Annotated in this window: 12 protein-coding genes and 1 other RNA gene; 6 read left to right on the plus strand and 7 right to left on the minus strand. The window is 69.3% G+C overall.

What is annotated here, in order from left to right:
* Positions 1-95: 95 nt before the first annotated feature.
* Positions 96-902 carry an inositol monophosphatase gene (locus MT347_RS03740; protein ID WP_374206502.1) on the plus strand — a complete coding sequence of 269 codons (807 nt, stop codon included), beginning with the start codon at positions 96-98 and terminating at the stop codon, positions 900-902.
* A gap of 35 nt (positions 903-937) precedes the next feature.
* The gene (locus tag MT347_RS03745; RefSeq protein ID WP_243498218.1) at positions 938-1,471 is read left to right on the plus strand and encodes a hypothetical protein; all 534 of its coding nucleotides are present in this window, start codon (positions 938-940) and stop codon (positions 1,469-1,471) included.
* Between the two features lie 30 nt (positions 1,472-1,501).
* Here the strand turns inward: MT347_RS03745 and MT347_RS03750 are convergent, their stop codons facing one another.
* Positions 1,502-1,756, minus strand: a complete 255-nt coding sequence (locus MT347_RS03750; RefSeq protein WP_243498220.1) for a hypothetical protein — start codon at positions 1,754-1,756, stop codon at positions 1,502-1,504.
* A gap of 140 nt (positions 1,757-1,896) precedes the next feature.
* Between MT347_RS03750 and MT347_RS03755 the strand changes: the two genes are divergently transcribed.
* On the plus strand, positions 1,897-2,439 hold the full coding sequence (locus MT347_RS03755) for a YaeQ family protein (RefSeq protein ID WP_243498222.1): 543 nt from the start codon (positions 1,897-1,899) through the stop codon (positions 2,437-2,439).
* 176 nt (positions 2,440-2,615) lie between these two features.
* Here the strand turns inward: MT347_RS03755 and ssrA are convergent.
* Positions 2,616-2,985, minus strand: a transfer-messenger RNA (tmRNA) gene (gene ssrA, locus MT347_RS03760).
* 148 nt (positions 2,986-3,133) lie between these two features.
* On the opposite strand from ssrA, the gene MT347_RS03765 reads away from it, so the two are divergent.
* Positions 3,134-3,790, plus strand: a complete 657-nt coding sequence (locus MT347_RS03765; RefSeq protein WP_243498224.1) for an SIMPL domain-containing protein — start codon at positions 3,134-3,136, stop codon at positions 3,788-3,790.
* Between the two features lie 71 nt (positions 3,791-3,861).
* Here MT347_RS03765 and smpB read toward each other — a convergent pair whose 3' ends face one another.
* The 4 genes from smpB to prfB all read right to left on the minus strand — a co-directional run bounded on the left by smpB (position 3,862) and on the right by prfB (position 7,659).
* The gene (gene smpB, locus MT347_RS03770) at positions 3,862-4,338 is read right to left on the minus strand and encodes an SsrA-binding protein SmpB (RefSeq protein WP_243498226.1); all 477 of its coding nucleotides are present in this window, start codon (positions 4,336-4,338) and stop codon (positions 3,862-3,864) included.
* Between the two features lie 86 nt (positions 4,339-4,424).
* Positions 4,425-5,342, minus strand: coding sequence for a permease-like cell division protein FtsX (ftsX, locus tag MT347_RS03775; protein WP_243498228.1), 918 nt, complete (start codon positions 5,340-5,342; stop codon positions 4,425-4,427).
* Positions 5,339-6,424 (minus strand): cell division ATP-binding protein FtsE, encoded by a 1,086-nt coding sequence (ftsE, locus tag MT347_RS03780; RefSeq protein ID WP_243498230.1) that lies wholly within the window; start codon positions 6,422-6,424, stop codon positions 5,339-5,341. The genes ftsX and ftsE overlap by 4 nt, the downstream gene beginning before the upstream one ends.
* Before the next feature lie 125 nt (positions 6,425-6,549).
* Positions 6,550-7,659: a peptide chain release factor 2 gene (gene prfB, locus MT347_RS03785; RefSeq protein ID WP_243498232.1), complete on the minus strand. Its 1,110-nt coding sequence runs from the start codon at positions 7,657-7,659 to the stop codon at positions 6,550-6,552.
* Between the two features lie 71 nt (positions 7,660-7,730).
* On the opposite strand from prfB, the gene MT347_RS03790 reads away from it, so the two are divergent.
* Complete coding sequence (locus MT347_RS03790) at positions 7,731-8,960, plus strand: MFS transporter (RefSeq protein WP_243499020.1); 1,230 nt, start codon at positions 7,731-7,733, stop codon at positions 8,958-8,960.
* Between the two features lie 90 nt (positions 8,961-9,050).
* On the plus strand, positions 9,051-10,637 hold the full coding sequence (locus tag MT347_RS03795; protein ID WP_243498234.1) for a M28 family peptidase: 1,587 nt from the start codon (positions 9,051-9,053) through the stop codon (positions 10,635-10,637).
* A gap of 215 nt (positions 10,638-10,852) precedes the next feature.
* On the opposite strand, the gene MT347_RS03800 is transcribed toward MT347_RS03795, so the two are convergent.
* On the minus strand, positions 10,853-11,875 hold the full coding sequence (locus MT347_RS03800; protein ID WP_243498236.1) for an NADPH:quinone reductase: 1,023 nt from the start codon (positions 11,873-11,875) through the stop codon (positions 10,853-10,855).
* Between the last annotated feature and the right edge of the window lie 43 nt (positions 11,876-11,918).

Here is an 11,918-nt window from a genome sequence, read left to right on the forward strand (position 1 = left end):
ACTGACGTTCCGAACCGAGGGATTACGTTACCAGGCGTGACGTGAGGGCGCCAAATCGGCCGCGTGTCGACCGATATCCTTGAGCCGTGTCCCCGATCGAAGCGACGCCCCCGACCCTCACCGACGACCTCGCCCTCGCGCTCCGCCTGGCCGATGCCGCCGACGCCGTGTCGATGCAGCGCTTCGACGCGGCCGACCTCCGCATCGACACCAAACCCGACCGTACGCACGTGACCGAGGCGGACCTCGCCACCGAACGTGCGATCCGCCGGATCCTGGATGCCGAGCGGCCCGACGACGCGGTCCTGGGCGAGGAGTACGGCTCCTCCGGCGACACGGCCCGCCGTTGGGTCATCGACCCGATCGACGGGACGCACAACTACATGCGCGGCATCCCGGTGTGGGCGACGCTCATCGCCCTCACCGTCGACGGCGTTCCGCAGGTCGGCGTCGTGAGCCAGCCGGCCATCGACCGCCGATGGTGGGCTGCCGTCGGCCAGGGCGCCTGGACCACCACCGCGTCGGGCGAGACGCGTGGCATCCGCGTCTCGGCGGTCGATGAGCTCAGTGCGTCGAGCATCAGCTTCCAGAGCATCGAGCAATGGGACGGTGTCGACCTCCTGCCGACTCTCGAGAGGCTCACGCGCGCGGTCTGGCGCGACCGCGCCTACGGCGATGCCCTGCCCTACATGTGGCTCGCCGAGGGTCGGCTGGAGCTCGTCGCCGAGTTCGACGTGAAGGAGTACGACATCGCCGCAATCGCCCCCATCGTGCGGGAGGCGGGTGGGCGCTTCACCGCCTTCGACGGCTCGGACCGCCTGGACGCGGGATCATCGCTCGCAACGAACGGCACCCTGCACGACGATTTCTTCGCTCTCCTGCACGGCGAGGACTCCCGGTGATCGGCCCGCGTCGGCGTGCGACCTCCGCTGCGACCGTGGTCATTCTCGCCGTCATCGTGCTCACCGCCTGTACCAGCACCACCCCCGAATCCGCGCCGAGCGTCGCCGCGTCGGCCTCGGGCCCGGCTGTCGATGCGCCTCCGACGACGGCGACACCCGCGTCGGAGACGCCCGACCCGACGTGCGAGAACATCATTCCTCAGGCGACCGCCGACGACTTCAAGAGTCTGGGCTGGGTCTCGCAGCAGGAGCCGTTCCGCCTCGGAGGGACGGCGCTCGACGAGGGCATCCAGTGCAAGTGGGGCGATCAGAGGATCGCGTCGGACCGCGTGCAGATCTTCGGATGGGCGCCGATCGACGCCGCCACCGCGGCCACCGCTCAGAAGGAGCTCGTCGCCTCCGGCTGGAAAGTCGAGGTCGACGACAACGGCACCTACGTCACCGAGAACCCGGAATGGCTCGGCGGGCGCGGCGTCGACGGCTACGGCCTGACCTACCTGTTCGGTGACGGCTGGGTGAAACTGGCCGACACGCGGCAGAGCCTGATCCTCGTCGACGCCCCCCGCTGACCCGTCCGAACGGATGCCGATGACCCGGCGTCACCGGTACGGGTTCGCCGCGGCGGCATCGCGCGCTGCCGCGAAGCCCTCGTCCCACGCGTCGCCGCGCGCTTCGAGCCCGCGCCAGAGCTCGTCGGCCCGCAGGACGCGCTGGGCGAGGGCGACCCAGTCGCTCCAGCCGGCCTCGACCGGGATGTCGTCGCCACGGCCCACGGCCCGCCAGCGCGCCGCCTCAAGCACCGGTTCGAGGCGAAGGGGTCCGATGTCGATACGAGAGTTGCGCGGGTCGGGCATCTCCTGACGCTAGCCGGTTCACTGATCGCACGGGATTTTCCTGGACCGCCCGTTCGGCAAGAGCGCCCCCGAGCCTGACACCGCACCGTCCCGCCGCGATCGCGTCGAGCTGCACCGGACGCAGCGTAGGCTCGACCCTCGTGGCTATCGGCTCGACCATTCACACCTTCACGGTGCAGCTCTCCGACGTCGATCGCGGCGTGTACGACGAACTGCAGCTTCGTGTCGCCCGGCATCCGTCCGAGACCGCTCCGTACATGTTGACGCGCGTGCTCGCCTATTGCCTCGAGTACGAAGAGGGAATCGGCTTCAGCGAGGGCGTCGCCGCCACCGACGAGCCCGCGGTGATGGTCAAGGACATGACCGGCGCCCTCGTGGCGTGGATCGAGGTCGGAGCCCCGGATGCCGCGCGCCTGCACACCGGCAGCATGAAGGCCGAGCGGGTCGCCGTCTACACCCACCGCGATCCCGGGAAGGTGGCCGCGCCCTGGGCGGGCAAGCGCATCCACCGCGCCGACGAGGTGCTCCTGCACAGCTTCGACTCCGGCTTCATCGAGCGGCTCGCCGAGGGCATCGAACGCCGCAGCACGGCCACCCTGACCCGCACCGACGGGCGCGTGTACCTCGACCTCAACGACGTCTCCGGCGAGAGCGACATCCACACCCGCAGCGCCGCGGGCTGAGCGCGGCCACCGCTGGTGCCGACGGCACCGTCCTCGGGCGGTGGCACTCCGCGAACGGCCCGACGGTCGGGTCGCCCCCGGTGCGACGGCACGGACGGCCGAACGAAAGAAGCCCCCGCTCTCGCCGAGACGGGCGGGAGCAGGGACTTCGTCGTGCAACTCTTCGTGACAACGGCTCGTGGAGCTGGGGGGAATCGAACCCCCGTCCAACGCTGGGTCTCCGCGTTTTCTCCGGGCGCAGTCTGTGCAGACGTTCTGCTCGGCTCCGACCTTTGTCACAGACACCTAAGTCGACAAGCCCAGCCTGGGAAAAGTCCCGCGTGACGTCCAGACGCCGTCACGCAGCAAGACCCCTAAATGACGCCAGGATCCGTGGCGGGGTCGCACACGGTCTGACGGACTATCGGGCTCGCTTAGGCAGCGAGGGCGAAGTCAGTGCGCTTAGCATCGGCACTTATAGTTTTGCGGGGAGCGTTAACGAGTTAACCCCACATCCTCGGCCCGCTTCTCGCGGGTTCGCAGGCGCTGTCGAAACCGATCAGCCCCGGGAACTCCGTGAAGGAGCGGCCGTTGTCACGCTGTTGAGTTGCCACCTCGGGTGCCGAAGCATCCGAGTATCCCAGTCTACAACGGAACACGGCCCGGGGTGATTCCCGCTGACGGTCGCGCGGGGGCCGTCGCGTAGGCTCACCGCATGAGCGACGTCGTCATCACCGTCCGGGGCGAGAGCAACGCGCGTGTGCGCGCCGAAGAAGCAGCGGTGCGGGTCACCGTCACCACCGACGGCCCGTCGCGCGGCCCCGTGGTGGAGCGGGCGCAGGAACGGGCGTCGTCCGTGCAGGACGGCCTCGTGGCGCACCTGCGCTCCGGAGAAGTATCGGAGTGGTCCAGCGCCCGCGTCTCGGTGTGGTCCGACCGGCCCTGGAACAACGAGGGCGTACAGCTCCCCCTGGTGCATCACGCCAGCGTGGAGCTGTCAGCGACGTTCACCGATGCCGGGGCGCTGTCGTGGTGGCTCGGCGACGTCGCCGAGTCCGACGACGTTCAGGTCACGGCCGTGGAGTGGCGGCTCTCCCCCGACACTCGCGCCCGCGTCGAGCGCGAGGTGGCTGCCGAGGCCGTGCACGTGGCCGTCGAGCGCGCTGCGGCCTACGCGGACGCGCTGAACCTGGCATCCGTCGCCGCCGTCGAGATCGCGGATGCCGGCCTTCTCGGCACCCGCCCGCAGCCTCCGGCGCCGATGGGCGCCCGCCTGATGGCCGCGAGCGATGCCGGAGGCCCCTCGTTCAGCCTGCAACCGCCGGAGATCGTGGTGACCTCGGTCGTCGAGGGGCGCTTCCGCGCCGAGTGAGCGACGGGGCCTGCGGCCCGCACCGCGGCGAGCGAAAAGGAGTGGTCCCCGCGCCCGCACGCGATCGGAGGTCAGTCTCCCAGGCGGTTCTTGGTACGCATCGCGCGCTCCGCCTCGCGCTTGTCTTCGCGCTCGCGGATCGTCTGGCGCTTCTCGAACTCGCGCTTGCCCTTGGCGACGGCGATCTCGACCTTCGCGCGACCGTCGAGGAAATACAGACGCAACGGCACCAGCGTGTACCCGCCCGCGGAGACCGCGTGCGAGAGCTTGACGATCTCTTCCTTGTGCAGGAGGAGCTTTCGGGTGCGCTTGGCGGAGTGGTTGGTCCAGTGCCCCTGGGAGTACTCGGGAATGTGCACGGCGTCGAGGAACGCCTGCCCGCCGTCGATGTAGGCGTAGCCGTCGGTCAGATTCGCGCGGCCCTGCCGCAGCGACTTGACCTCGGTGCCGGTCAGGATCAGACCCGCTTCGTACGTCTTCTCGATGGCGTAGTCGTGACGCGCCTTCTTGTTGGACGCGATGAGCTTCTCACCTTGCTCACGAGGCACGGTGCCACCTCCTCATGATCATGGGCACACAGAGCCTTACAGACTACCTCACGCGACAGGCCGGCTCCGCACGGGGCGGCGGACGATCAGGTGCGCAGCCACCGCCGGATAGCGAAGCTGGCGCTGAGCGCGGCGAGGACCACACCGAGTACGACGATGACCGGGATGACGATGGCGACGTCGCCGACATCGACCCACGACGTGATGAAGCCGATGCGGTCCCGCAGATACTGATTCACTCCGACGCCCACGATGGCCCAGACCGCGACGCTCGCGAGCGCCGAGCCCACGAGAGCCGCGATGACACCCTCGACGACGAACGGCGTCTGGATGAAGCGGTTGGACGCACCCACCAGGCGCATGATGCCGAGCTCCCGTCGCCGGGCGAATGCGGACAGCCGGATCGTCGTGGCGATGAGCAGCACCGCGGCGATCAGCATGAGCGCGGCGATCCCGACGGCGACGTAGGTCGCGACCGTCAGCGCTTGGAACAGCGGTTCGAGGTACTGCAACTGATCGGTCACCTCTTCGACGCCGGTCTGGCCGCTGAACGCCTCGGTGATGACGTCTGACTGGCGCTGGTCGACGAGGTTGATGTTGAACGTGGCGTTGAACTGATCGGCCGTCACCACCCCCAGGATCTCCTCCGGCAACTGCTGCTGGGCGTCGGCGAAGACCTCGTCGCTGGTCTGGAAGGTGTAGTCGCGGATCAGTGGCGCAAGCGCCTCCCCGTCGAGGGTCGCGCGCACCGTGTCGATCTGCTCCTGCGTCGCCGGTTCGCCCGACGGACAGGTGTCCGTGTTCGACGACGACGCGCACATGAACACCGCCACCTGCGCCCGGTCGGCCCAGTACGACTGCATCTTGCCGATCTGCATCTGCATGAGCATCGCCGCACCGACGAAGGTCAGCGAGACGAAGGTGACGAGGATGACCGAGATCACCATCGAGGCGTTGCGTCGCAGGCCCGTGAAAGCCTCCGACAGGATGAGCCCGAGTCTCATGTCGTGGGCCCCACTTCGTTGCTGCTGTCTGTCTTCTTGCCGAGACCGAGGCGGTCCGCGAGTCCGAGCTCATCGACCTGGGGCGTCGTGACCGGGATGAACCCGGTGTTCGTCCCCGGCTCACGCGGCTGGCGAGGGGGCTCATCGGTGAGGGCTGGGGCGTCGGGTACCGCCGCAGAGGCGGAGGCCGCGGCATCCGAGGCCGGTTCCGCGGCCGGCGCGGGCGCGCCATCCGGGATCCGCTCCGCACGCGGCGCGGGCGCGGCGTCGGGTGTCGGCAGGGGCTGCAGAGGACCGGTGCGACCGGTGACCTCGCGCTGTACCTCGAGCACGGCCGAGAGGGCGGCCACAGCAGCCGCACCCTTCTCGACCTCGGGCGTCAGACGCGGGATGCTGGCGGTGTCGCCGTAGCCGCCGCCGCGCTCGTCGCGCACCATCTCGCCGCCGCTCAGTTCGATCACGCGACGCTGCATCTGGTCGACGAAGCCGGCCTCGTGCGTGGCCATGACGACGGTCGTGCCCCCGGCGTTGATGCGGGCGAGCAGCCGCATGATGTCGGTCGACGTGCCCGGGTCGAGGTTTCCGGTGGGCTCGTCGGCGAGCAGCACCTGGGGGCGGTTCACCAGGGCACGCGCGATAGCGACGCGCTGCTGCTCACCCCCCGACAGTTCGTGCGGCAGACGCTTCTCTTTGCCGTCGAGGCCGACGAGGGCGAGCACCTCGGGCACCGCCTGCTGGATGAAGCCGCGGGACGAGCCGGTCACCTGCAACGAGAAGGCGACGTTCTGGAAGACGGTCTTGTTGGGCAGCAGTCGGAAGTCCTGGAAGACCGAGCCGATCTCGCGACGAAAATACGGCACCTTGCGGTTCGACAGCGTGCGCAGGTCGCGGCCGAGAACGACGACGCGGCCCTCACTGGGCGTCTCCGCCCGCAGGATGAGCTGCAGGCACGACGATTTCCCCGACCCCGACGCGCCCACAAGGAAGACGAACTCCCCGCGCTGCACCTCGAAGTCGACGGCGTTCAGGGCGGGCTTCGCGGTGCCGCGATACCGCTTGGTGACGTTCTCGAACCGGATCATGGCTCGATGAGCCTAAGCGCGGGCCCTGAGCAGGCCGTCAGGACGCGCCGTGTCGCGGAACGAGAGAACCCCGTGGATGCCGGTGTGCGCGGCATCCACGGGGTTCTCGTCGGAGGGAGGAGGTGTCAGTCGTCGTCTTTGCGCTTGCGCCAGCGGATACCGGCGGCGATGAGTCCATCGAGATCGCCGTCGAAGACGACGGCGGGGTTGCCGACCTCGTAGCCGGTGCGGAGGTCCTTCACGAGCTGCTGGCCGTAGAGGAAGTAGGAGCGCATCTGGTCGCCCCAGCTCGCGGTGATCGTGCCGGCGAGCTCCTTCTTCTTGGCGGCCTCTTCTTCGCGCTTGAGCAGGAGCAGGCGCGTCTGCAGCACGCGCATGGCGGCGGCGCGGTTCTGGATCTGCGACTTCTCGTTCTGCATCGACACGACCAGCCCGGTGGGAAGGTGCGTGATGCGCACGGCCGAGTCGGTCGTGTTGACCGACTGACCACCGGGGCCCGACGAACGGAAGACGTCGACACGGATGTCGCCCTCGGGCACCTCGACCTCGACGGCTTCTTCCATGACGGGGATGACCTCGACCGCGGCGAAGCTGGTCTGGCGCTTGTCGGCCCCGCCGAAGGGGCTGATGCGCGCGAGGCGGTGCGTGCCGGCCTCGACCGACAGCGTGCCGTAGGCGTAGGGCACATCGACCTCGAAGGTCGCGGACTTGATGCCGGCGCCCTCGGCGAACGAGGTGTCCATCACCTTCACGGGGTACTTGTGACGCTCGCACCAGCGCAGGTACATGCGCAGCAGCATCTCGGCGAAGTCGGTGGCGTCGTCGCCACCCGCGCCCGAGCGGATCGTGACGACCGCGGAGCGCGGGTCGTACTCGCCGTCGAGGAGGGTCTGCACCTCGAGCTGACCGATCACGTCTTTCAACGAGGCGAGTTCACGACGGGCCTCGTCGGCCGACTCTTCGTCTTCCATCTCGATCGCGAGTCCGACGAGCACCTCGAGGTCGTCGAGGCGCTGCTCGATCTCGGAGACGCGCTTGAGCTCCGCCTGTCGGTGGCTCAGACGGCTGGTGATCTTCTGAGCGTTGTCGACGTCGTCCCACAGGTTAGGAGCGCCGGCCTCTTCGCTGAGTCGAGCGATGTCGGCGGTGAGTGCGTCGACGTCGACCACGGCCTGGATATCGGCGAAGGTCGAGCGCAGCGCCTGGATGTCGGCGGTCAAATCGAGTTCGAGCATTTGGTATCGAGCCTATCGTGGAGACGGTGACAGCCGACTCTCCCCGGAACGTGCTGGTGCGCTTCGCGCCGATGATCTACGGACCCACCCTGCTCTTCGCGATCGGCGAGGGCGCCGTCATCCCCCTCATCCCCGTGATCGCCGACCGTCTCGGGGCGGATGTCGCCCTCGCCGCCCTCGTCGCCGCAGCCCTCGTCGTCGGGCAGCTGTGCGGCAACATCCCCGCCGGATGGGCGGTGGCACGCTTCGGCGAGCGCATCACGATGGGCGTTGCCGGGATCGTCGTCCTGGGCGGACTGATCGGCATCGTCTTCGCCGCCTCGCTGGCCGTCTTCGCCGCCGCGGTATTCCTCATCGGCTTCTGTGCGGCGGCGTTCGCCCTGGCCCGGCACTCCTTCATGACCACGCGCGTTCCGCTCCGCTTCCGCGCTCGGGCGCTGTCGATGCTGGGGGGTACCTTCCGGGCCGGGATGTTCGTCGGACCGTTCATCTCGGCGGCGTTGCTGGGCATCTTCGGCGACGAGACGGCATCCATCGTCTTCTTCGCCGTGTGCCAGATCGCTGTGATCCTGCTGGTGTTCCTCGGACCAGATCCCGAGAAGGCGGTTCCGGTGCGGGCAACGGCCGGGTCACGAGCCCGCAGTGACGCGGCCGACGACAGCGGCGAGCCCGTCACGAGTGCGATCCCCGTACATCCGCGCGCCGGTGTCTTCCGCACGATGTGGCGCTTTCGGGGCGTGCTGGCGCGCCTGGGACTCGCGGCGGCGTCGCTGTCGGCTGTTCGCTCGGCCCGTCAGGTGGTGCTACCGCTGTGGGGCGTGTCGCTCGGTCTGGATGCCGGGACGATCGCCGTCGTCGTCGGCGTCTCCGGCGCGATCGACTTCGCCCTGTTCTACGCCAGCGGGCAGGTCATGGACCGCTTCGGTCGGCTGTGGGCGGCGCTGCCGGCGATGATCCTCATGGGCGCCGGGTTCATCGCGCTGTCGTTCACGCACGATCTGGGCTCCGCAGCCATGTGGTACGCGATGTTCGCCGCCGTCCTCGGTGTAGGCAACGGCCTCTCCAGCGGCATCCTGCTCACCCTCGGCGCCGACATCGCCCCTCCCACCGAGCCCGCCGCGTTCCTCGGGTCGTGGCGCACGCTCACGGATGCCGGGGGCGCAGTGGCGCCGCTCATCGTGTCGGCGCTCACGGCGGTGGCCTCGCTCTCGGTCGGGGTCGGGGCGATGGGCGCGATCGCGGTGCTCGGTGCCATCGGCTTCATCCGGTGGGTGCCGAGATACGTGCCGCGCACGCGGTGAGTCGGCCCGATGGCACCGAAAGGGGCGACGCGCGCGTCACCATCCGCTAGCCTCCCTCCAAAGCAAGTTCACAGGATGGAGATCCCCCCCATGTCCCAATCCCGAGCTCCACTTCGCACAGGCATCGCCGCCCTTGGCGCCGCCGCCTTCATCGCCGCGTTCGCAGTAGCGCCGGCAGGCGCCGCAACGGCCGCGACGCCCACCGCCTGCGGCAACCTTTCTGCACCTTCGCTGACGAAGGTGCAGGCGTGCATCGCGTCGATCGATCCCGCAATTCACCTCAAGGCGCTCCAGAAGATCGCCGACGAGAACGACGGCAATCGCGCGGCGACCACGAGCGGATACGACTCCAGCGTCTCCTACGTCGCGGGCGTCCTCGAGAAGGCGGGCTGGAAGGTGTCGTACGACGAGTTCGACTTCTTCGTGTCGCCGCCGCCGACCCTGCAGCAGACCTCGCCGACCGCGGCCGACTACGACTCGCTCGAGTCTGCCGGTACCGGTTACGGGTCGGTCACGGGTGACGTCGTCGCCGTGGACACCGCCCTCGCGCTTCCTCGCGACCCGGTGACGAGCGGTTGCGAAGCCGAGGACTTCGCCGCCTTCCCCGAGGGCGCGATCGCGCTCGTGCAGAGGGGTACGTGCTCCTTCCGGCAGAAGGCGCTCAACGCCGAAGCCGCGGGAGCCGTCGGCGTCATCATCTTCAACCAGGGGAACACGCCCGACCGCGAGCCGCTTTTCAGCGGCACGCTCCTGGGCACGCCCGACGACGCACCCCTGACGATCCCCGTGGTGACGACGAGCTTCGCCGACGGCGTGGCCCTCTCAGCCGGCACCACGGCGACGCTGACCATCGAGCCGCCGGTGAACAAGCCGCAGGTGAACGTCATCGCGGAGCTGCCCGGAAAGAACCCGGGCAACGTCGTCATGGCCGGCGCCCACCTCGACAGCGTCGCAGAAGGTGCCGGCATCAATGACAACGGCAGCGGCACGGCCGCCCTCCTGTCCGCCGCGCAGGCGTTCGGCAAGGTCACGCCGCAGAACACCCTGCGGTTCGCGTGGTGGGGAGCCGAGGAAGCCGGCCTGGTCGGGAGCACCTCGTACGTCGATGGGCTCGCACCCGAAGAGATCGAGAAGATCGCGCTATATCTGAACTTCGACATGATCGCGTCCCCGAACTTCGTCTACACCGTCTACGACGCCGACGAGTCGTCCTTCGAAGCGCCCGTTGAGATCCCGGAAGGGTCCGAGGCGATCGAGTCGCTCTTCGCGAGCTACTTCACCGCCCTGCGCCTCCCGTACGACGACTCGGAGTTCAACGGTCGCAGCGACTACGAGGCGTTCATCAACAACGGCATCCCGTCGGGCGGTCTGTTCACCGGCGCCGAGGAAGTGAAGACGCCGCAGCAAGCTGCACTGTGGGGCGGCACGGCGGGCGCCTCCCTCGACCCGAACTATCACACGGCCCTCGACACGCTCGCCAACTACTCCAAGAAGGCGTTGTACGTGAACACCGGCGCGATGGCCACCGCGCTGTTGACGTATGCGTACTCGACCGAGTCGGTCAACGGCGTCGCGGGCAAGAAGCTCCCGATCCCGCTCCCGAAGCCCGCGCCGCCGGCCGGAACCTTCGTCAGTGGCGGCGGCATGTCGGTCCCGCACACGTCGAACGAGTTCTGAGGCTCGACACACCCCTACCGGTGCGGGGTGACCCACGTCTGACGGCGTGGGTCACCCCGCACATTCCTGTCGAGATCGCGGGGTCTGCCTCTGCGTCCCCACCCGCGGCGAGGCGGGACGCTCCCCGCTCTCGGAATCACCGCAGCGGCCCTCCAGCCGTCGCGGGCGCCCTCACCTCGACGGAACGAGCCCCGGCCACGTCCTTCGGCGACGGATCAGTCCTCGTCGGACACGCGGATGAGCACCTTGCCCGTCGCCCCGTTCGCCACGGCGTCGTGCGCCGCCGCGGTGTCGGCGAGGGCGAACCAGGTCAGCGGCAGTCCGGCATCCTCCCCCACCGGGAGTGCCCCGTCGGCGACAGCGGCCGAGACGTCTTCGGCAGCGGCGCGCAGCGCGTCTTCGCCGACGGTGTACAGCAAGAGCCCCTGCCAGCGGACGTTCTTGGCGAAGCTCGCCCGGACGGCCGCAGAGAACCGGTCGCCCCCGTTGTCGGCGTAGTAACCGACCGTGCCGTGGTTGGCGATGACGTCGACGTCGAGGGCGGCGTTGTCGGCGATCGCGACCTCCACGATGTGGTCGACGCCGTTCGGTGCGAGCTCGCGGATGCCGTCGGCGAGCGCGTCGCTCGGGTACTGCCGCACGTGGTGGGCGCCGGCCGCGCGGGCGAGGGCTTCCTTCTCGTCGCTGCTGACGGTGGCGATGACCGTGGCCCCCGCCCAGACGGCGAGCTGGATCGCGGCGTGTCCGACGGCGCCGGCGCCGCCCTGTACGAGGACCGTGCGCCCCTCCAGCGCGCCGGGCGCGAGTCGCGACGGACCGTGCTCGTGCACCGTGAGCGCTCGGTGGGCCGTCATGGCGGGGACGCCGAGGCTGGCACCGAGAGCGAACGTCGCGTCGTCGGCCAGCGGCACGGCGCGCGCCGCCGGGATGACGGCGTAGTCGGCGGCGGTGCCGGTGGGGCGCTCGTGCTGGGCGAGGTAGATCCACACCCGCTGACCGACCGACACGGCATCGACGCCGTCGCCGACGGCATCCACGGTTCCCGCGCCGTCCTGGTTCGGCGTCACCTCGTCGAACGCGAAGGGCCGCCCGCCCTGACGGGCCTTCCAGTCGGTGGGGTTCACCCCCGACACGGCGACGCGCACGCGCACCTCGCCGGCGCCCGGCTGAGGCAGAGGACGCTCGACGAGCGAGAGGACGGAGGAGTCACCGGTCTGGGAGTACGTGATCGCCTGCATACGAGGGACAGCGCTCGCCGTGCCGCCCGCATTCCTTGGGCGT

It is taken from the genome of Microbacterium sp. VKM Ac-2923 (assembly GCF_022815605.1).
In the GTDB taxonomy this organism is placed as follows: Bacteria; Actinomycetota; Actinomycetes; order Actinomycetales; family Microbacteriaceae; genus Microbacterium.

Excerpts from the sequence above, each read along its gene's own strand:
- MT347_RS03750 (WP_243498220.1), bottom strand. The coding sequence starts at position 1,756 with ATGCCCGACCCGCGCAACTCTCGTATCGACATCGGACCCCTTCGCCTC.
- MT347_RS03765 (WP_243498224.1), top strand. The coding sequence starts at position 3,134 with ATGAGCGACGTCGTCATCACCGTCCGGGGCGAGAGCAACGCGCGTGTG.
- ftsX (WP_243498228.1), bottom strand. The coding sequence starts at position 5,342 with ATGAGACTCGGGCTCATCCTGTCGGAGGCTTTCACGGGCCTGCGACGC.
- ftsE (WP_243498230.1), bottom strand. The coding sequence starts at position 6,424 with ATGATCCGGTTCGAGAACGTCACCAAGCGGTATCGCGGCACCGCGAAG.
- prfB (WP_243498232.1), bottom strand. The coding sequence starts at position 7,659 with ATGCTCGAACTCGATTTGACCGCCGACATCCAGGCGCTGCGCTCGACC.
- MT347_RS03790 (WP_243499020.1), top strand. The coding sequence starts at position 7,731 with ATGATCTACGGACCCACCCTGCTCTTCGCGATCGGCGAGGGCGCCGTC.
- MT347_RS03795 (WP_243498234.1), top strand. The coding sequence starts at position 9,051 with ATGTCCCAATCCCGAGCTCCACTTCGCACAGGCATCGCCGCCCTTGGC.
- MT347_RS03800 (WP_243498236.1), bottom strand. The coding sequence starts at position 11,875 with ATGCAGGCGATCACGTACTCCCAGACCGGTGACTCCTCCGTCCTCTCG.